This is a genomic window from Pseudomonas sp. MDT2-39-1 (genome assembly GCF_054898085.1).
Genome location: NZ_CM142716.1, coordinates 5,754,694 through 5,772,779, shown reverse-complemented (window position 1 = coordinate 5,772,779; position 18,086 = coordinate 5,754,694). Strand labels below are relative to the sequence as shown.

The window sequence follows — 18,086 nt, the reverse complement described above, 5'->3', positions numbered from 1 at the left end:
CCGCTCGCCCGCCGCTTGAGTCTCGCTGACTGACGGTGTGCGCCCAGGTAAAGCCTGGCGCGCAGCATCCAGTCAGTGCCTGGCCATCAACCCATGAAGCACTCCGAGCCTCAACCCCGCTTCAGAAGGAGTCATCTGCGAGATGCCGAACACCTTGAACGCGGCCAGCATGACCACAAGACCGCCCGGCAAGGTACTCAGGCGATGGGTTTGCAAGCCCGCCAATTTGAGATGATTGACATGCCCCGCTTCAAGCAGGCGCAACGACAGGCGCAGCAGGCCGCCGTAGGTGATTCCGCTTTGGCCATCGTCATTCAAGCCGTTGGCCTTGAGGACTTTGGCGAGCATCCGCGCGGTGCCTGAAGAACCGATGGCCTGCTGCCAACCCAGTGCACGGTAACGACGCGCGACCTTTTCAAATTGCACCGTGGCCACACGTTCAGCCTCCAGTAGGGCCAGAGCCGTAATACATCCACCCTGAAAGTAACGCGTGCCAAAAGTGCCGCTGCCAATGGCGATACTTTCGGTCAACAGCGGCTGTGTGCCCTGCCCTAGAATCAACTCGGTGGACCCGCCGCCAATGTCCACGACGAGTCGCATACTCGCGGCACTCGGTATCGTATGGGCAACACCGGCGTACACCAGCCGGGCTTCTTCATGCCCGGAGATCACATCAATCCGAAAACCTAGATGACGCTCGGCACTGGTCAGAAACAGTTGGGCATTGTCGGCTTCGCGCACCGCGCTGGTCGCCACGGCCCGCACCCGTCCGGCCTCAAAGCCGCGCAGTTTTTTGCCGAATCGCGCGAGCGCTTGCCACCCCCGATCCAACGCCAACTCATCCAGCGCGCCGCCCTGGAATCCTTCCGACAAACGGACGGGCTCGCGCAGGGTTTTGACTTCCTGGATCACGATCTGCTGGTTCCGTTTGACCGACTGGCCAATCATGAGGCGAAACGCATTGGAGCCCAGGTCAATGGCCGCAAACAGGGAGGCGTCTCCTTTCATGGTGGGATTCCTGGCAGATTCATCAACCCGCGGGCGGGGGTTGCGCTGGGTGTTCAAGACGGTTTGCGATGATCCTGCCATGCCTTAGGTGACACCAAGATGACACCGCCCCTTATTGGCCCCGCCCCTTCATCGTCACGTCTGCGTCATATCCCCCGGCCTAGCATGGGCACTTCCACCCTCGTCAGGAGTTCCAGCCATGCTTTTAACCAATGACACCCTGGTGCAACGCATCCATCGCGAGCTGTTCGATCACAGTGACGAGGAGCTGGAACTGGAATTACGGGAGGACGGACACGACCTCAACGCGCTGTTTGACGAGCACCTGAGCGACAACGACGAAAAGGAAGAGAGACGACGCTACTTCAGCGAACTGTTTCGTCTGCAAGGCGAACTGGTGAAGTTGCAGAGTTGGGTGGTCAAGACCGGGCACAAAGTGGTGATTCTGTTCGAAGGACGTGATGCGGCGGGTAAAGGTGGCGTTATCAAGCGCATTACCCAGCGGCTCAACCCTCGGGTCTGCCGGGTCGCCGCCCTGCCCGCGCCGAATGACCGCGAACGCACGCAATGGTATTTCCAGCGCTACGTCTCACACCTGCCGGCCGCCGGTGAAATCGTCCTGTTCGACCGTAGCTGGTACAACCGCGCGGGTGTAGAGCAGGTCATGGGGTTTTGCAATGCCGACCAATATGAAGAGTTCTTCCGCACTGTGCCGGAGTTCGAACGGATGCTCGCACGCTCCGGTATTCAGCTGATCAAATACTGGTTTTCCATCTCCGACCAGGAACAGCATCTGCGCTTTCTCAGCCGTATTCATGACCCGCTTAAACAGTGGAAACTCAGTCCCATGGACCTGGAGTCCCGTCGGCGCTGGGAAGCCTACACCAAGGCCAAGGAAATCATGCTCGAACGCACCCACATCGCTGAAGCACCGTGGTGGGTGGTGCAGGCCGACGACAAGAAAAAAGCCCGGCTTAACTGCATCAGTCACCTGCTCGGGCAAATGCCTTATGAAGAGGTGCAACAGGCGATGATTGAACTCCCGGAACGCGAACGCCAGGAAGACTATTCGCGCAATCCGACACCACCGGAAATCATCGTGCCTCAGGTTTATTAAAACCGCTTAAACGGGGGTTCCCGCGCTGACAGCGGCAGTCTCGATAGAGGCTGCCGCTTCCCATAAAGACTTTCGCCCTGGCACGCGGGTATGATCCGGGATACCACTCCCATACGGACCGATGTTTATGCAAGCGTCCAGAATCCGGCCCTCACCCGCGCCATTACTCCAACCCGGCGAGACCGTGGTCTTGTTCGACGGCGTGTGCAAGCTATGCAATGGCTGGGCAAGGTTCCTGATCCGCCACGACCTCCATCGGCGCGTCCGCCTGGCGGCAGTGCAATCGCCCGAGGGGCAAGCGCTGCTGGCGTGGGCCGGTTTGCCTCTGGATCAATTCGATACCATGGCGGTGATCCGCGACCAGCACTACTGGGTGCGCTCGGATGCAGTCTTCGAAGTCATCGCCCAACTGCCCGGTGCCTGGCGCCCGCTGAGGCTGTTGCGCGCCTGCCCGCGCAGGTTGCGAGATTGGGCCTACGATCGCGTTGCGCTGAATCGATATCGGCTATTTGGGAAATACGACACGTGCCTGCTGCCCAATCCCGACCATGAGCGTCGATTCTTGAAAACGCCCACGTGAGCACCTTGAAACGCACCCACTGGATCGCCCGGGGAAGCCTGGCGTTCATGTTTGCCTACCACGGTCTGGTGCCCAAGCTACTGTGGCTGAGTCCTGGCGAGCGGACCATGATTCAAGCCCATGGCATCCATCAGGTGGAGTTGTTTGCCTATGCCGCCGGGGTTGCGGAAATTGCCCTGGCCTTATGGATATTGCTCGCGCCACGCATTGCCTGGCCGCTGATTGTCGCCTCGACCGCACTGGCTGGCCTGCAGCTGGATGTCGCGATTTTCAATCCATCCATGCTCCGTGATGCCTTCAATCCCGTCACCCTCAATGTGGCAGGACTGGCTCTGTGTGCGGTGGCCTGGAATACCAAGGCTTGAGCGAACAAGTGTCTACCAATCCGCACTCGCGACGTATCCCGGCCAAAAAGCCTGGTGCGCTGAGTGGAAAACTCACCGCTCCCAACTTGAGCCCAAGATGACGCTGCAAAGATTCACCCGCTCGAAACCTGGATCCTTGTAGGCAAGGAAATCGTCGTTGAAGGTCCCGAATGTACTCTGGGCCCGATGCCGCAGCCCGTGATAAAACGCGTCGATCATCTGATGGGCAAAGTCGGTGTCGCGGGGCCAGGCGGCGATCACCGCTTCGCGTTGTTCGTCTGTGAACAGCTCAAACCCACGCCCCTCCATGTCCATCCCCGCGCCGGCCTGCACCAGGGCGATCTCTGAATGCATGTGCTCTGGAATGCCCGGTGTCGTATGGAGCGGCACGGCGTTCCAGACTTTCTCGATGTCCCCTTCGGCGATGTGAAGGCCTCGCAAGAAATCTCGCGCGGCATTAGCACTGTCCACTTCAAAGCGAAGCTGTCACAGATCGGCCCGTTGATCTGGAAAAGAGTACGCGTCGGTCGGGTCGCAACACAGCGCCAATATCGCGAATTTTCAATGCGCCACTGTGCATCACAGTGTGTCTGGCTATCCTCTTGATACATCAGTTTTCACCGGTCCCGGGATTCGACACAGGCCAGATACGTCACCGCGTTCAAATGCACTCAAGGTTTCAAGGGGCTCAGCCAGATCCCCTGGCCAACGGCTTGCAACGGAGACATCAGCATGAAGATGGCAATGCAAAACAACATCGGCAACACCCGCCGCCGCTTGGTCAATTCGTCGATGCTGGCGTTTGCCCTGTTCGGCGCGCTCGGCGCGGCCCACGCACAAACGCCCGCCGCCGCACAGCCGACGGCGATCAAGGCCGACGCCACTTATTCAACACCCTCTCCGTTCGGCCCGCTGAAGCACATCAAGGCAGGACTGCTGAACGTGGCTTATGCCGAAACTGGCCCGACCGATGGGCCGGTGGTGATTCTCCTGCACGGCTGGCCGTACGACATTCACAGCTATGACGAAGTCGCGCCGCTGCTTGCGGCGAAGGGTTATCGCGTATTGATGCCGTATGCGCGTGGTTACGGCGATACGCATTTCCTGTCTGATAAAACCCTTCGCAATGGCCAACCGGCCGCGCTGGCCAGTGACGTCATCGACTTCATGGATGCGCTGAAGATCAAACAAGCCGTACTCGGTGGCTACGACTGGGGCGCGCGTTCCGCTGGCATCGTCTCGGCGCTGTGGCCAGAAAGGGTCAAGGCGCTGGTCTCGGTCAGCGGCTATCTGATCGGCAATCAGGCGGCCGGCAAGAACCCGCTGCCACCCAAGGCTGAGTTGCAGTGGTGGTATCAGTTTTACTTCGCCACCGACCGCGGTCGCGCCGGGTACGAGAAAAACACCCACGACTTCGCCAAGTTGATCTGGCAACTGGCTTCACCGAAATGGGCGTTCGACGACGCCACGTTTGACCGCAGCGCCAAGGCGTTGGACAACCCCGATCATGTCGAGATCACCGTCTTCAACTATCGCTGGCGTCTGGGCATGGTCCAGGGCGAGCCTCAATACGAGGCGCTTGAGCAGAAGCTGGCCACCGCGCCGTCGATCAGCGTGCCGACCATCACCCTTGAAGGCGATGCCAACGGCGCACCGCACCCTGCTCCGGAGGATTACGCCAAGCGCTTCACCGGCAAATACGAGTTCCGATTGATCAGCGGCGGCATCGGCCACAACCTGCCGCAGGAAGATCCGCAGGCGTTTGCCAAGGCTGTGATTGATGCGGATCACCTGTGAGGTTGCTCTGATGTCCGGGCAGTTTCCCCGATAAGCAACTGCACAACGACGGCTCGTTTTCTTGAACGAGCCGTTTTTCTTTCGTGAGCAGACCCAGTCCCATTATTGCTTCAGCGCGGTTCGCGAGAATCACTCCAGCAGCGAGACCAGGCGCGGCTCAATGGAGGTGTCGAGCACCTCCAGCAGCGCCAGAGTCACCGGCAGCTTGAAACGCCGCCGTCCCGCGCTGCCCGGATTGAGATAGAGCTGATCGCCGCGCCAATCGATGCGTGGCTTGTGCGAATGGCCGGTGATCACCAGTTTTGTACTCGACTCGAGCTCGGTTGGGACATCGGCGATGTCATGCACCAACAGCGTCTCCCATCCGTTGAGATCGAAACGAAGAAGATCGGGGAGATTTTCTGCCCACGGGGCGTCCAGGTCATTGTTTCCGCGGACGACGTACAAAGGGGCGATAGCCTTTAGTTGTTCAAGAATGTCGGCGTTGCCGATGTCGCCCGCGTGAATGATCCGTTCACAACCCGCCAGGGCAGCAATTGCTTCAGCGCGGAGCAGGCCATGGGTATCGGAAATCACACCAACTTTCATGCACGTCTCCGCAGCAGGATCAGGAATCGGGACAGAGTGTAACCCGGCGAGTGCGGGCAGCCTTGACGTGGTTTTTGTGCCTGCTGTTTCAGGTTGGGCTGGATCGACCGGTTGAATCCGCAGCCATAAGGAGACGTTCAACGATTTGCCCGGCTAGAATCTGCGACTTCTTCTCACTAGCTAAAGAGGCACTGCTCAGTGTTTAAACGCTATGTAGCCTCCCGCGAGAGGATGACCCAGGACTTAGGAAATGCCCGTTTGCTGCTGGGTCAGCGACTTTCCGTGTTATTGCATGACCCGTACTACTTCAACGATGAGAAATGTCCGGAAGACATAGGATCGTTAGTATGGCGGTTTGGCGAACATCAGACCGTATCGATGTACTTGCTAGCTGATGGGGAAAGTGTTGGAGCTGACCAATCAGACCTGCCCCCCCCCGCGCCCTTCGAGCTTGAAGCCGCTAGCACCTGTTCGTGGCGTAGAGAAAATCTGCTTTGCGGCTTATCCGCCCGCTCTCTTGAAGGAAAGATCATCATTGAGGTTGAAGGAGTTGTCGACAAAGGATGGGACCAGGAGACTCGCCTTGTAGCCTTCAAAATCACCTTCGAGACCGGCGACTACCTGATCTATCTGAACCAGGGTGACGATGCAGTCGTGCTGATCAACGAACCGCCGGAGAGTATGGCGGGTATCGAAACCAGCTTGGTGACTTCGCTGGGATGAGAGCTTCGGGTCGATTGCGGCCTTCGTGACGGACAGCAATCGGGCCAAGAGCAGACATTCCCTTACCCTCGAACCCCGTTAGCCTCCCGATTACCCAGACAAATGCCCTTCGAAAAACATGTCTCGTAAATAGTCGGCTATCTTTACGACGATCCGCGCCATGCAGGCGCATGTGACAAAGAACCAGGGAGCAATAAGTATGTCTTGTGTAGGTCATGTTGAGAGTGTCTGCGGGCACATCGTCAGTAGCGAAACCCGTCCTGCAACAGACCTTCACCAGCTCATCGACCAGCGCATTGAAGAATTGGCGGATCAAGTGATCGAATGGCGACATCATTTGCATGCTCACCCCGAGCTTTCCAATCGCGAAGTGAACACCGCGCGCTTTATTGCAGAGCACTTGCACTCACTCGGGCTGGATGAAGTAAGGACCAGCATTGCAGGGCATGGCATCGTCGGGGTGTTGCACGGGGGCAAGCCCGGTGATCAGGTGATCGCATTGCGCGCCGATATTGATGCGCTACCGATCAAAGAATTGGTTGATATCGATTTCGCCTCTACCGTCGTGGACGACGACTATCCGGGTGGGCCATTTCCGGTTGCACATGCCTGTGGCCATGATTGCCATACCGCAATGCTGATGGGGGCTGCCGACGCATTGGTCAGTGTGAGGGAGCATTTGGCCGGCACGATCTTGTTCGTGTTTCAGCCCGCTGAAGAAGGCCCGCCGCTGGGTGAAACCGGTGGCGCGGCAGCGATGGATGATGCCCAGGCATTGGCGAACCCGATGCCGACGATGGTGTTTGGCATGCACGTTGGGCCGCTGCCGAATGGCGTGGTTGCCTATCGGATCGGCAATCAGTATGCGGCGTCGGTGATCGTACGCATCGTCATCACCGGGCAACAGGTTCATGGCTCAACCCCGTGGATGGGCAAAGACCCCTTGCCGGTGGCTGCCGAGATCATCAGCGCCTCCGCGCAAATCTACCGGCAAGTGCCCGCCTACAACCCGGTGACCATCAGTTTTGGGCACATCGAAGATCAGGGCCGATTCAACATAATTGGCGAGACGGTCACTCTGCTGGGCACGGTGCGTTGCTCCGTGGAGTCAGACATGGGTGATATTTGCCAGCGCTTGCAACAACTGGCCTCGCACTTGGCTCAAGCCCAGGGATGCGTGGCCGAGACCGAATTTCTCCAGCACGTGCCGGCCGTTCATAACGAAGCGAAGTGGGTGCATGCTGCGATTCCTACCTTAGAGTCGGTCGTAGGCCCGCAGAACTTGGTGCAGACAGCGCCTACCTTGGGCTACGACGACGTTTCAGTGTTCGTTAACCGGTATGGCGGGTTATATGTCTTGCTCGGGGTGCAGGACGCCGAATTCAAAGACGGTGCCATTGTGCCAATACCGGGCGGGCGCGGCATCAGCTACAACCACAACCCACATTTCTATGCCAATGACGACGCCTTGCAGACAGGCGTCAGGCTGCATGCACACATCGCAATCGACCACCTGATGGGCAACCTGAGAACGGAGTGATCGATGCTGCTTTATCTTCAGGAGATGGTCGGCACGGCGGTCTTCGCCATCACCGGTGTGCTGGCAGTCAGAAAGGTCGATGTCGATATTTTCGGTGCCGTTGTACTGGGTGTAATCACGGCCATCGGCGGAGGAACCGTTCGCGATCTACTGCTTGATGTGCCGATTTTCTGGATCGACGATTTCAACTACGTTTGGGTCGCCCTTGCGGCTGCACTGGTGACATTTTTCCTCGCCTCACGGATGCAAAAACAGTCAGGCTTGCTGTTGTATCTCGATGGCTTGGCCGGAGCGTTGTTCGCCATCGTCGCCACCGAGAAGGTGCTGGGCTTGCATTACACCGAACCTGTGGCGGTGACGATGGGTGTCCTTACCAGCATTGGGGGTGGCATCGTTCGTGACGCCCTGGCCGGCAGGGTCTCGCTGCTGATGTCACGGGAGATCTACGCCACGCCAATCTTGCTCGGCTGCATTCTCTATGTACTGGTGCGCGACTCCATTCCCTCAATCTGGGTCAGCGGTTGGGTAACCCTAGTCTTCATCTGTAGCGTGAGGTTCCTTGCGATTTACAAGCACCTGCAAATGCCAGGCATTTTCTCTACTAAATAACTTAAAAGTCGGGAGCATTACCGTCTGATTACTCCCTATCCGACTGACTGCAATGGGTCGTTTGCAACCCGTCGCGAAAGTAACAATCGGCCAAAAGCTGACTATGAACACGCCGCCTATGATCACGCCGACTCGGGCATGCCCAACAAACCCAGCCGACGTCACATAGTCTCTCGAACAAATGTTCGGGACGGCGCCGCGCACTCATGGTCACCGCTTTGGTTAGCTCGCTGATACGCAGGTTCGTCAACACACATTGCGGTGCCTGACCCACCGACAACGGCGGCGACCAGCAGGCGTTCGCAGAGCCACCCAGTACCAAACGCCTGCTCGCCCCACCGCCGCTATCAGCCTACCCGGCGTGAAGCACGACCTAGGGAATATGCAGGAAAGTCCGTATAACCCACCTCCCCGCATCGGGTGTAATAAGTTGACCGGTCCGCTTCATCCAACGGCCAGCCGTGTTTGAGACGCTCAACCAGATCCGGGTTTGCGATATAGGGGCTGCCGAAGGCGATCAAATCCACCAACCCGGTATCAAGCGCATCCCGAGCGCTTTTTCGATCAGTGAATCCGCCGCACCAGATGATTGCGCCAGGAAACGCTGCCCGAACCTTGGCCAGCAGCGCGTGGTCGAGGTGGTGCGATTTGAACTCGGCAACTTCCATGTTCGCCTCAGGTATCAGCTCGTAGACCAGATGCAGATAGGCAACGCCAAGACGACCTAAACGCTCGGCAACGTACAGCAAGGTTTCCTCGGTGCGAGGGTCCGCCGGAATGCCGTTGAACTTGCCGAACGGCGACAGGCGGACACCTACGCACCCTGGACCCAATTCACGCACCGCCGCCTCAACGACTTCCAGCAGGAACCGTGTGCGGTTTTCTACGCTAGCTCCTCCCTACAAATCGGTGCGCGTGTTGAGCACCGAGTTCATGAACTGCTCGAACAGATAAACGTTGGCGCCGTGGATTTCGACCCCGTCAAATACAGCCTCTGTGCATGGATGCAGGCATACATAACGGTGCCAACCAAAGCCATCACTTCCTCCGGCCTCAGGCGCCGGGGCTTGCCCGCAGGGATATGGGCCAACTTGCCATCCGGGTCGTGAGCGAACACCTACGACTCAGCCCTTTCCTCGGTCACCCCCAAGGCGCCTCGCCATTCGGCATGAGCGAGGGATGGGCCATCCTGCCGACATGCCACAGTTGCACAAATATCGTGCCGCCATTGCGGTGAACCTCATCCGTCACCAGACGCCAGCCCTGCCGCTGGGCTGATGTATAGATGCCGGGGGTCATGGCGTAGCCATTGCTGGACGGCGCAATGTCCGTTGCCTCGGTGATGATCAGGCCGGCACTGGCTCGCTGCCCGTAGTAGGCGGCCATCAATTCATTCGGGACGTCACCCTCGGACGTCCGCGTGCGAGTCATGGGTGCCATGACCATGCGGTTCTTCAGCACAACGGTGCCGCAGATCGCGTTAACTGAACTCGTATTTAGCCTGATGCAGTCCCGTGCCACTTCTGCCTTTAACTAGCCATCCAAAACCTGCACAATCGCCGGCTTTTTTCGCGACAGGATGTCCCCATGCAACGGATTGTAATTCTGGGTAATGCCGGCAGCGGCAAATCCACCCTCGCCCGCGCCCTCGGCAAGCGCTTGAGCCTGCCCGTGGTGCACCTGGACACGTTGTTCTGGGAGCCCGGTTGGGTCGAGCCGGACGCTGAGCAATTCCGCGTGCGGGTCCGCGAAGCGATCGCAGCGGATGCCTGGATGTGAAGGTAACTATGCGCGGAGAACCTTCGACCTTCGCCTGCCCCGTGCCGACCTGATCATCTGGCTCGATACACCGCGGCTCACCTGTTTCACCCGGGTGATCATGCGCAGCGTAATGAACCGCCCTCGCCCAGACCTTGCAGCGGGCTGTACAGAGAAGCTAGACCGGGAGTTCTTGACCTTTCTGAACTTCGTATGGAATTTCGATCGCGGCTACCGCCCAGGTATCGAGGCGGTGCGCCTGGCCGTGGGTCCGCACATTCCTACGCTGCACTTGCGCGGCACTCGGCAGATTGCGGCATTTCTCGATAGCTTGCCCGCAACGCCTGGAACCTCCGCCCGGCCTCCACACCCAGCGGGAACGGGCTGCCTTGGACTGGACGGAGGTCCGGACGCAACAAGCGGTCAGTAGTCCCAGAAGGCCGCAATTCAGCGCAAGGCACCACCGTTGATTGCCACTCGGCCTGCGCTCTACGAACGCCAACCACCACACGCACTAAGCCGCTGTTTCACCGCCTTGCGGTTTACCCACGCCATACCTCGCGCCACCCCGAAGCGCATGACGGAGTTTCAGGGCCGGCCGTTCGATGTAGTAGTACGAAACGCAGCTCAATCCGAACGACAGGATCAGAACGGCGGCAACGATGTGCGCGTCGTAGGCAACGGGCCAGAAAGCGCGCAGGAAGTACATCACCACAAAGTGGTTCAAAAACACGCCGTAGCTGATGTCGCCGAGGAACTCGTCAATCCGATGAAACCTGATTTTCGTCAGCACGTACACGGCCGGGATGCCTAACGCTATGCCCGCAGTCACCTCCGCATTGAACGGCCGGCGCTCAATCAGTCCCGCTTCGATTGCCGCAAATATCAAGGCAGCCACCACGGCGGTGCCGGCGGCGATTGCCAAGCCCTTCGCCTGTGGTTTGTACAGGTAGCTGCCGCACAGGAACATGAACAAGACGCCCGGCAACAAGCGGTAGCCGTACACATCGGTGTTGATGAAACCAAAACAGGCGGTCATGAACACGGCGACAGACAAGGCAAACGCAACGCCCCTCGCCTTGTAAATAATCAGGAAAGGGATCGCCAGGTAGAAACACATCTCAAGCCCCAGTGACCAGGCCGGTGGCAAAACAAGCGACCCCGCGACCCCGAACATGTAGAAACCGAGGGGCACCATGGGCAGGCTCTGCGCGATATTCCTGAGCGTCAGCTCGGCGGCTTGAGGCGTGCCGGGCAGCAAGTAATAAATCACGGCGCAGGATGCGAGGAAGTAGAACAGGAACTGAGGGTAAAGCCGCAAGGCCCTGTCCATGTAGAACAGGCCGATTTTCTCCGGCGCCTTGTAGTTGCGCTCGATGAGCGAGGTCATTACAAAACCACTGATAATCAGAAAGGAAATCACGGCAACCACGCCTGGGTTAAGCCCCGCGACCGTCTTGCCCATATGCGAAACGGCCACCAGAACGGCCAACAACAGACGAAAAGCTCCCACCCACCCCTCCAGACGTCCTTATATTTATGGCGCGTAAACTACGTTGATTTTCATCCTGAGAACAGGTTTTTTGTGGCGCAGGACCCTTCCTTCATCGGTGCGATATGGATAAGGCGATCCCTGTCGTGTGGGGCGATTCAAATGGGCCGACGCAAAAAAAAGCCCCGCAACCGAAACGCGGTGCGGGGCAAAAAATGGGTTGGTTGCGGCCAACCAAAGGAGCGCTTGAAAAACGTTTACGGGCCGGGTCAGATGCAATCCTGTGCGGCGCGTCCAAAACTCGAAGGCAGAAAGTTCGAGGCCAGCAAGTGCCGCTCGTAGATGAACACCTTGCCGCCACTGCCGGCCTTGTAGGCTTCCAGCACGTTGTCCGCGGAGACTTTGCTCGGCACCACGATCCGGTAGCTGCGCTGGGTCTGCGAGACGGTCGGGTTTAGCGCACTGCCCTGCAATTTCGGTACGACGCAGTCAGCGTACTGGGCTGGTGTCTTGTGGGTCTGCAAGGTCAGGGTCGGGTCGTTCGGCGCGGAGGCGCAACCGGCCAGCAACAAAGAGGCAAACGCCATGACAGGCACAAACAAAGGGCGCATGGAGGTCATCCTGAAAAATATAAAGTCCGCTCATCTCGCGACGGGACAGCGTCACGGGCGGTGTTCGATGGGGGCGATTTTCCGGTCATTGCTGACAAAGCAGAACTTGTGTTTCTTGATTGTCACTATTACTTCCAGCAATAGTTGCGTGCCCCGCAGACTGGTACACACTCAATAACAACCGAAAAATATTGATGAGGCCTTTCCTTGAGAACGTTTGACCTGATCCGCGACGCTGTCCTGCCCGATTTCCGTGATCGGGTGGCCGAGTATTTGGTCGAGTACGAAACCGTGCTGGTAAGCGAAATCGCACCCACCCCGGAGGTTGCGCGAGCCACCGCCAATCAGCTGCGCGGTTATTTACGCGGGTTGAACACCACGCGGGTGTTGGGCATGGCGGATTGGGAGGAGCTGGATCGGCGGGTGGTGGATACGTGGCTTTTAGCGCCTGACCCATGACAGGTTCGGCGAGTTGGTCGTTGGCCGGAACTGATCCTCGATTCGCTCGCCTCGAGGCGTACGCACTCGCTTATTAAACAGGCTGGAGATTGCTTGTTTAAACGCCATCAAGTTTACGTCCTGAAAGCTACATAACCTTGCGCCGTTGCCTACGGCTGCGCCAGAATCCGCCGGCTTGTGCGCCTTGGAGCCCATCGGTAACTTGACTCGTGTCACTGCCCATCAGTGATCGGGTTTCGCAGCCCGGGTAATCTCTAGACGCACAACGTCTACGTCTACGTCTAATGAGCAGACGCTTCATCAGGTCTGTCATTCATGTCATGGCGGCTGTGCGTGGGAGACCTTAGGGTCTGCCGGGTTCCTAGAGTCCTGGTCTGCGAACCCGCGTACAGTTGCCACCTATTTTCGTTTCGCAGCGAATGGTGGTAGCTCCATTTCTCTAGGAGTTTTGCCATGTTCAAAGTTACGCCAAACCCACCAGACACCGATCCGGCCTCCCCGTACGAACCCGATTCAAAGAAGCTCAACGAGGCCGCCGAGCGGGCGCTCGACTTCCACTTTCCGTCGAATGCCGACATCAAAGCCGCCCCACGAACACGCAGCAGTCTGTTTTCCGTGGACCCGGAAGCCACGGCCGAAACCCTGGCGGTTTATTTGGTCGAGATCCTGGCCTCGGTCGATGTGATGGTCCATCAGTTGGTGGACCATCTAGAGGGTGAGTCGCGTTATGCCCTGCTGGGTATTTCCAACAGCATCATGGTGGCGGAGATTACAGCGAACCGGGTGTTGGATAGAATTGATCTGCCCAAGTAGGTGCGGTCTGCTGTGTTGAGCGGGTAATTGATGTTGGGCTGTGCAGCGGTCCCTTTTTTGGGGCCGCTGCGCGACCCAACGGGGATAAATCCCCTCGCCACAGTTTTTTGCTCGACTAAAGATTTTCTGAAGTGAACGGCATTAGCCTCATACAAGGCTTAAACAGGATTGAAGCAATAAGCAGCCAGTTTGTTGCCATCCAGATCACGGGCATACGCAGCGTAGGCGTTCGGCGCCCAGCCACGCGGTCCCGGGAGGCCTTCACAGGTACCGCCAGCGGCCAATGCGGCGGCATGGAAAGCGTCGATGGCGGCACGCGTCGGCGCCTCGAAACTCACAGTCACGCCATTGCCGACACTCGCAGGTGCGCCGTTCGCCGGTTTCAGAACGAAGAAAGCCGGTGCGTTCTCGCCCCAGATAGAACCGTTGTCGCCAAGGTCTGCAATACGTTTCTGGCCGAGTTCGCCCAGTACGTTGTCGTAGAAACCGCGGGCCTTGCTCAAGTCATTGGTGCCGACTGTAACGTGAGTGAATACGCTCATTTTTATAGCTCTTCGTCAGGTGAGAAAGACGCACAGTACGGCGTCGGGGTTCGGCAAAGAATGTGCCTCGGTCATTTGAAAGAACAGTGATGAATCGGTATTAATCCGATGCGAGGAGTGCATAGACACAGAAGCGCCCTTCACAACAGCCGATGCCTTGATACTCTGCGTGCCCCACGATCATGGACATCAGCACATGGAAGCAGCACCCCAATTCATCATTCTTGAAACCACCCACTGGCTTCTCAATCATCACCTGTCATCGGCGCTTCCCGGCTATCTGATGCTGGAGGCGAAAACTCACGTCAACTCACTGGCTGAACTTCCCGACCGAGCGCTGGCGGAGTTGGGTGGGCTGCTGGCCAACATCCAGAAAACCCTGGAATTGCAGCTGAAGCCGAAGTGGCTCTACATCAGTCGATTCGGTCATGACCCTGGCTACCCCATCCACTTTCACTTCATCCCCGTGTACGCCTGGGTCGAGGAGCTATTCTGGAAAGATGCCAGGTACAGGCTTTTGCAGACATTCGCCAGCCTCGAAAACGCCCAGTCATTGACTGACGGAGCGGAACTGACGCTGTTCATCTGGCGTGAATTTGGAGAGAGCCCGGAGCCGCCGGCAGTCCAAGGGCGATCAATTGACCAGGTCATTGATGATTTACGCAAAGCATTCAGATAGGGGCAGCGAGTTTGTCTGTTCCGGGGTCGATTTCCACCCTCCGCGACACATATTGATTAGGTCAAAAGCGGTTAATATCGCTGCGCTTCGTCTACCCTCACAAAGCGCCAAGCAGCAATCAGCTTGTGCCCGGCGCATCGATTTCTTTTTGTTTATTCACCGGAGAGCTTTCATGCTCAAGCGTACCCTGGCATTGGCCGTCGGCTTTACCCTGTCTTTTGGCAGCCTGTTGGCGCAGGCCGCCGACACCTTGAAAGTCAGCGCGATTCCCGACGAAGCCCCTACTGAATTGCTGCGCAAGTTCAAACCGCTTGGCACTTATCTGGAGCAAAAACTGGGCATGAAGGTTGAGTTCGTGCCAGTGAGTGACTATCCGGCCGTGGTCGAGGCGCTGGCTACTGACCGCATCGACATGGCTTGGCTGGGCGGTTTCACGTTCGTTCAAGCGCGGCTGAAAACCGGCAATGCGATTCCGCTGGTACAGCGCGAACAGGACGCCCAGTTCACCAGCAAATTCATCACCGCCGACCCGAACGTCAAATCCCTCGCCGACCTCAAGGGCAAGACCTTTGCCTTCGGCTCGGTGTCCTCCACGTCGGGCAGTCTCATGCCGCGTTATTTCATGTTGAAGGACGGCATCAAGCCGGAAACTTACTTCAGCCGCGTGGGCTACTCCGGCGCCCATGACGCCACCGTTGCCTGGGTCCAGGCCGGCAAGGTGGACGCCGGGGTCCTGAACGCCAGCGTGTGGGAAAAACTGGTCGCTGCCGGCAAGGTCGACACCAACAAGGTCAAAGTGTTTGCGACCACCCCGGCCTACTTCGACTACAACTGGACAGTGCGCGGGACCCTCGACCCGGCGCTGGCGGCGAAGATCAAGGCAGCCTTCCTCGCACTCGACCCGGCGAACCCGAAGGACAAGGAAATTCTCGATTTGCAGGCTGCCAGCCGGTTCATCGAAACCAGTCCTGACAATTACAAAGGCATCGAGGAAGCCGCACGCGCCGCCGAACTGCTGAAATGACATTGCGTCTGACCCAGGCCAGCCTGACTCACGTCAACGGCGTCCAGGCGTTGCGTGACGTGGACCTGCACATCGGAGCAGGCGAACAGGTTGCAATCATCGGCCCGTCCGGTGCCGGCAAGTCGAGCCTGCTCAACCTGCTGGCCACCGCTTTGCGACCGGATAACGGCGAGTTGCAGGTGCTCGGCGAGCGCGCGTGGCAGCTGTCTGCCCGTCAGCGACAGCGACTGCGCGCGCACATCGGTCTGATCCATCAATCGCCGCCCCTGCCACCGCGCCAGCGCGTGGTCACCGCGGTGCTGGCCGGCAAACTGGGTCAGTGGGGCCTGGGTAAGTGCCTGCTGAACCTGCTGCATCCGCTGGACATTCCGGGCGCCCGCGCGGCATTGGCCAAGCTGGACCTCGGCGACAAGTTGTTCGCGCAATGCCAGCAACTGTCGGGCGGACAGCTACAACGCGTGGGCATTGCCCGTGTGTTGTATCAGGCGCCCGCGGTGTTGCTGGCCGATGAGCCGGTTTCGGCGATGGATCCGGTGTTGGCCGAGCACACGCTGTCTGTGCTCTGCCGCCATGCCCGGGAGCACAACGTCACCCTGGTCGCCAGCCTGCATGCGGTGGAGTTGGCCCTGGCGCACTTTTCGCGGATCATCGGCTTGCGTGACGGGCAGATCCTGTTTGACCTTGCGCCCAGCGACGTCGACCGCGAGCTGCTCGACACGCTCTACGCCAACGAACAGCTGCAATCCTCGCAGGTGCCTCCCGTTTCCTTGAGTGTGCAGATTCCCCGATGCTGACGTCTGCCACCCGCGATCCCGCCGCCCTGCCCCGTCTGCTGCTCAGCCTGCTGGCGATCGCCCTGCTGTGGCCGGGCATCCGCTACAGCGAGTTGGACCTCAGCGTTTTAGTGGCGAGTGGCAGTCAGAGCGAGATGGTCCGGTTTGTCTCGGCCTTCTGGCCACCGGCCCATGGCGAGGAGTTCATTGAGCTGCTGTTGCAAGCCACCTTGCAGACCCTGGCCATCGCCACGGCCGGCATGGCCCTGGCGTTGCTGTTGGCCGTTCCCGCCAGCCTGCTGGCCAGTCGCGCCCTGTCGCTGTCGGCGGCCTCCCGTGCGGGCCGCCCGAGTTATGGCGGCCAGCTGCTGCGTTGGCCAGTTCGCGGTTTACTGATCTTCCTGCGCAGCGTCCCGGAAATTGTCTGGGCGCTGTTGTTCGTGCGCGCCGTCGGCCTCGGCCCGACGGCCGGGGTGCTGGCCATTGCCATTACTTACAGCGGCATGTTGGGCAAGGTCTACGCGGAAATTTTCGAGTCGGTGGACCAGCGTCCGGCCCACGCGTTACTGCGCTCAGGCAGCGGTCGGCTCGCGGCGTTTTGCTACGGGATCCTGCCCAATGTGGCGGCGGAGCTGATGTCGTACACGGTGTACCGCTGGGAGTGCGCCATCCGCGCCTCGGTGGTGATGGGCTTCGTCGGTGCCGGCGGTCTGGGCCAGCAAATGGATCTGTCGTTGCGCATGTTCGCCGGTGGTGAAGTGGCCAGTCTGTTGCTGACGTTTCTCTTACTGGTGCTGCTCGCCGATCAACTCAGCCGCCTGCTGCGCTGGAGGTTGGCATGAATCGCCTGATCAACCTGGCCCTGATCCTTTTGATCGGCATCGCGGTTGTCGCTTCTTTCAGCTACTTGAACATCGACCTTGGCGAGCTCGGTGCCGCCGGCAACCTGAAGCAGATGGGGGCCTATGCGCAACGTTTTCTCAGCCCGGACCTGAGCGCGGGTCATCTGCAAGCCATCGGCCACGGTGCCCTGGAAACCATTGCCATGTCCGCCCTCGGCACCCTGCTCGCGGCGGTGTTCGGTCTGCTGTTGGCACTGCCCGCAGCCGGGCGTTTCGGCTGGCCTTTTCAGAGTGCGTCGCGTCTGGTGCTCAACGCTTTGCGCGCGGTTCCGGAATTGGTATGGGCCGCGCTGATGGTCCTGGCCGCCGGACTCGGCCCCAACGCCGGCACTCTCGCGTTGGCCCTGCACACCACTGGCGTACTCGGCCGGTTGTTTGCCGAAGCACTGGAAAACACCCCGCCAGAACCGGCCGAAGCCATCCGCCTACAGGGCGGGAATGCCGTTTGGGCGTTCTGTTACGGCACACTGCCCAACCTGTTGCCGCAGCTACTGGCCTACATCCTGTACCGTTGGGAAAACAACATCCGCATGGCCAGTGTGCTGGGCTTCGTCGGCGCCGGTGGCTTGGGGCAAATGCTCTATGTCAGTCTCAGCCTGTTCCAGGAAGCTCAAGCCAGCACGGTGATCCTGGCCATGCTGCTACTGGTCATCGCCGTCGATTCATTGAGCAGCTGGAGCCGCCAACGCTGGGTCAAGGCTTGATG

General features: G+C 59.0%; 21 protein-coding genes and 2 pseudogenes. 15 read left to right on the top strand and 8 right to left on the bottom strand.

Going from position 1 to position 18,086, the window contains the following annotated elements:
• Window positions 1-72: 72 nt before the first annotated feature.
• The gene (locus ACYZTM_RS26795; protein WP_131063044.1) at window positions 73-1,008 is read right to left on the bottom strand and encodes a Ppx/GppA family phosphatase; all 936 of its coding nucleotides are present in this window, start codon (window positions 1,006-1,008) and stop codon (window positions 73-75) included.
• Window positions 1,009-1,207: 199 nt separating this feature from the next.
• Between ACYZTM_RS26795 and ppk2 the strand changes: the two genes are divergently transcribed.
• The 3 genes from ppk2 (at window position 1,208) to ACYZTM_RS26780 (ending at window position 3,070) form a co-directional block, all read left to right on the top strand.
• Window positions 1,208-2,125, top strand: a complete 918-nt coding sequence (gene ppk2, locus ACYZTM_RS26790) for a polyphosphate kinase 2 (protein WP_461985558.1) — start codon at window positions 1,208-1,210, stop codon at window positions 2,123-2,125.
• A 127-nt stretch (window positions 2,126-2,252) separates the two neighbouring features.
• Window positions 2,253-2,705 carry a thiol-disulfide oxidoreductase DCC family protein gene (locus tag ACYZTM_RS26785; RefSeq protein WP_131063046.1) on the top strand — a complete coding sequence of 151 codons (453 nt, stop codon included), beginning with the start codon at window positions 2,253-2,255 and terminating at the stop codon, window positions 2,703-2,705.
• 47 nt (window positions 2,706-2,752) lie between these two features.
• Window positions 2,753-3,070, top strand: coding sequence for a DoxX-like family protein (locus tag ACYZTM_RS26780; protein WP_461989226.1), 318 nt, complete (start codon window positions 2,753-2,755; stop codon window positions 3,068-3,070).
• A 72-nt stretch (window positions 3,071-3,142) separates the two neighbouring features.
• Here ACYZTM_RS26780 and ACYZTM_RS26775 read toward each other — a convergent pair whose 3' ends face one another.
• On the bottom strand, window positions 3,143-3,511 hold the full coding sequence (locus tag ACYZTM_RS26775; RefSeq protein ID WP_461985556.1) for a hypothetical protein: 369 nt from the start codon (window positions 3,509-3,511) through the stop codon (window positions 3,143-3,145).
• 291 nt (window positions 3,512-3,802) lie between these two features.
• On the opposite strand from ACYZTM_RS26775, the gene ACYZTM_RS26770 reads away from it, so the two are divergent.
• The gene (locus ACYZTM_RS26770) at window positions 3,803-4,867 is read left to right on the top strand and encodes an alpha/beta fold hydrolase (protein ID WP_461985554.1); all 1,065 of its coding nucleotides are present in this window, start codon (window positions 3,803-3,805) and stop codon (window positions 4,865-4,867) included.
• A gap of 129 nt (window positions 4,868-4,996) precedes the next feature.
• Here ACYZTM_RS26770 and ACYZTM_RS26765 read toward each other — a convergent pair whose 3' ends face one another.
• Entirely contained in the window at window positions 4,997-5,455 is a 459-nt protein-coding gene (locus tag ACYZTM_RS26765; RefSeq protein ID WP_131063049.1) for a metallophosphoesterase family protein, read from the bottom strand.
• A 198-nt stretch (window positions 5,456-5,653) separates the two neighbouring features.
• On the opposite strand from ACYZTM_RS26765, the gene ACYZTM_RS26760 reads away from it, so the two are divergent.
• The 3 genes from ACYZTM_RS26760 to ACYZTM_RS26750 all read left to right on the top strand — a co-directional run bounded on the left by ACYZTM_RS26760 (window position 5,654) and on the right by ACYZTM_RS26750 (window position 8,327).
• Window positions 5,654-6,178, top strand: coding sequence for a hypothetical protein (locus ACYZTM_RS26760; protein ID WP_461985551.1), 525 nt, complete (start codon window positions 5,654-5,656; stop codon window positions 6,176-6,178).
• 199 nt (window positions 6,179-6,377) lie between these two features.
• Window positions 6,378-7,718 carry a M20 metallopeptidase family protein gene (locus ACYZTM_RS26755; protein WP_461985549.1) on the top strand — a complete coding sequence of 447 codons (1,341 nt, stop codon included), beginning with the start codon at window positions 6,378-6,380 and terminating at the stop codon, window positions 7,716-7,718.
• A gap of 3 nt (window positions 7,719-7,721) precedes the next feature.
• The gene (locus tag ACYZTM_RS26750) at window positions 7,722-8,327 is read left to right on the top strand and encodes a trimeric intracellular cation channel family protein (protein WP_256657008.1); all 606 of its coding nucleotides are present in this window, start codon (window positions 7,722-7,724) and stop codon (window positions 8,325-8,327) included.
• 347 nt (window positions 8,328-8,674) lie between these two features.
• Here the strand turns inward: ACYZTM_RS26750 and ACYZTM_RS26745 are convergent.
• Both ACYZTM_RS26745 and ACYZTM_RS26740 read right to left on the bottom strand, forming a co-directional pair.
• Window positions 8,675-9,277 (bottom strand): annotated as a pseudogene (locus tag ACYZTM_RS26745) (oxidoreductase).
• 190 nt (window positions 9,278-9,467) lie between these two features.
• Window positions 9,468-9,767: an oxidoreductase gene (locus ACYZTM_RS26740; RefSeq protein ID WP_305955878.1), complete on the bottom strand. Its 300-nt coding sequence runs from the start codon at window positions 9,765-9,767 to the stop codon at window positions 9,468-9,470.
• 147 nt (window positions 9,768-9,914) lie between these two features.
• On the opposite strand from ACYZTM_RS26740, the pseudogene ACYZTM_RS26735 reads away from it, so the two are divergent.
• A pseudogene (locus tag ACYZTM_RS26735) lies at window positions 9,915-10,515 on the top strand (P-loop NTPase family protein).
• An 84-nt stretch (window positions 10,516-10,599) separates the two neighbouring features.
• Here the strand turns inward: ACYZTM_RS26735 and ACYZTM_RS26730 are convergent.
• Together ACYZTM_RS26730 and ACYZTM_RS26725 are read right to left on the bottom strand one after the other, a co-directional pair.
• Window positions 10,600-11,598: an acyltransferase family protein gene (locus tag ACYZTM_RS26730; RefSeq protein WP_131063051.1), complete on the bottom strand. Its 999-nt coding sequence runs from the start codon at window positions 11,596-11,598 to the stop codon at window positions 10,600-10,602.
• A gap of 248 nt (window positions 11,599-11,846) precedes the next feature.
• Window positions 11,847-12,188, bottom strand: a complete 342-nt coding sequence (locus ACYZTM_RS26725; protein WP_131063052.1) for a YajG family lipoprotein — start codon at window positions 12,186-12,188, stop codon at window positions 11,847-11,849.
• Between the two features lie 207 nt (window positions 12,189-12,395).
• On the opposite strand from ACYZTM_RS26725, the gene ACYZTM_RS26720 reads away from it, so the two are divergent.
• Together ACYZTM_RS26720 and ACYZTM_RS26715 are read left to right on the top strand one after the other, a co-directional pair.
• Window positions 12,396-12,647 (top strand): hypothetical protein, encoded by a 252-nt coding sequence (locus ACYZTM_RS26720; RefSeq protein WP_131063053.1) that lies wholly within the window; start codon window positions 12,396-12,398, stop codon window positions 12,645-12,647.
• Window positions 12,648-13,100: 453 nt separating this feature from the next.
• A complete protein-coding gene (locus tag ACYZTM_RS26715) occupies window positions 13,101-13,460 on the top strand; it encodes a DUF6124 family protein (RefSeq protein WP_461985544.1) in 360 nt (119 codons plus the stop codon).
• A 158-nt stretch (window positions 13,461-13,618) separates the two neighbouring features.
• On the opposite strand, the gene ACYZTM_RS26710 is transcribed toward ACYZTM_RS26715, so the two are convergent.
• Window positions 13,619-14,002, bottom strand: a complete 384-nt coding sequence (locus tag ACYZTM_RS26710) for a VOC family protein (RefSeq protein WP_131063055.1) — start codon at window positions 14,000-14,002, stop codon at window positions 13,619-13,621.
• 196 nt (window positions 14,003-14,198) lie between these two features.
• Between ACYZTM_RS26710 and ACYZTM_RS26705 the strand changes: the two genes are divergently transcribed.
• From ACYZTM_RS26705 to phnE, 5 genes are all read left to right on the top strand, one after another.
• Window positions 14,199-14,681 (top strand): HIT family protein, encoded by a 483-nt coding sequence (locus ACYZTM_RS26705; protein ID WP_461985541.1) that lies wholly within the window; start codon window positions 14,199-14,201, stop codon window positions 14,679-14,681.
• A 172-nt stretch (window positions 14,682-14,853) separates the two neighbouring features.
• Entirely contained in the window at window positions 14,854-15,705 is an 852-nt protein-coding gene (locus ACYZTM_RS26700) for a putative selenate ABC transporter substrate-binding protein (protein ID WP_131063057.1), read from the top strand.
• Window positions 15,702-16,499 (top strand): phosphonate ABC transporter ATP-binding protein, encoded by a 798-nt coding sequence (locus ACYZTM_RS26695; RefSeq protein ID WP_461985539.1) that lies wholly within the window; start codon window positions 15,702-15,704, stop codon window positions 16,497-16,499. The genes ACYZTM_RS26700 and ACYZTM_RS26695 overlap by 4 nt, the downstream gene beginning before the upstream one ends.
• Window positions 16,493-17,320: a PhnE/PtxC family ABC transporter permease gene (locus ACYZTM_RS26690; RefSeq protein ID WP_131063059.1), complete on the top strand. Its 828-nt coding sequence runs from the start codon at window positions 16,493-16,495 to the stop codon at window positions 17,318-17,320. The genes ACYZTM_RS26695 and ACYZTM_RS26690 overlap by 7 nt, the downstream gene beginning before the upstream one ends.
• A complete protein-coding gene (phnE, locus tag ACYZTM_RS26685; RefSeq protein WP_461985536.1) occupies window positions 17,317-18,084 on the top strand; it encodes a phosphonate ABC transporter, permease protein PhnE in 768 nt (255 codons plus the stop codon). The genes ACYZTM_RS26690 and phnE overlap by 4 nt, the downstream gene beginning before the upstream one ends.
• Window positions 18,085-18,086: the final 2 nt, after the last annotated feature.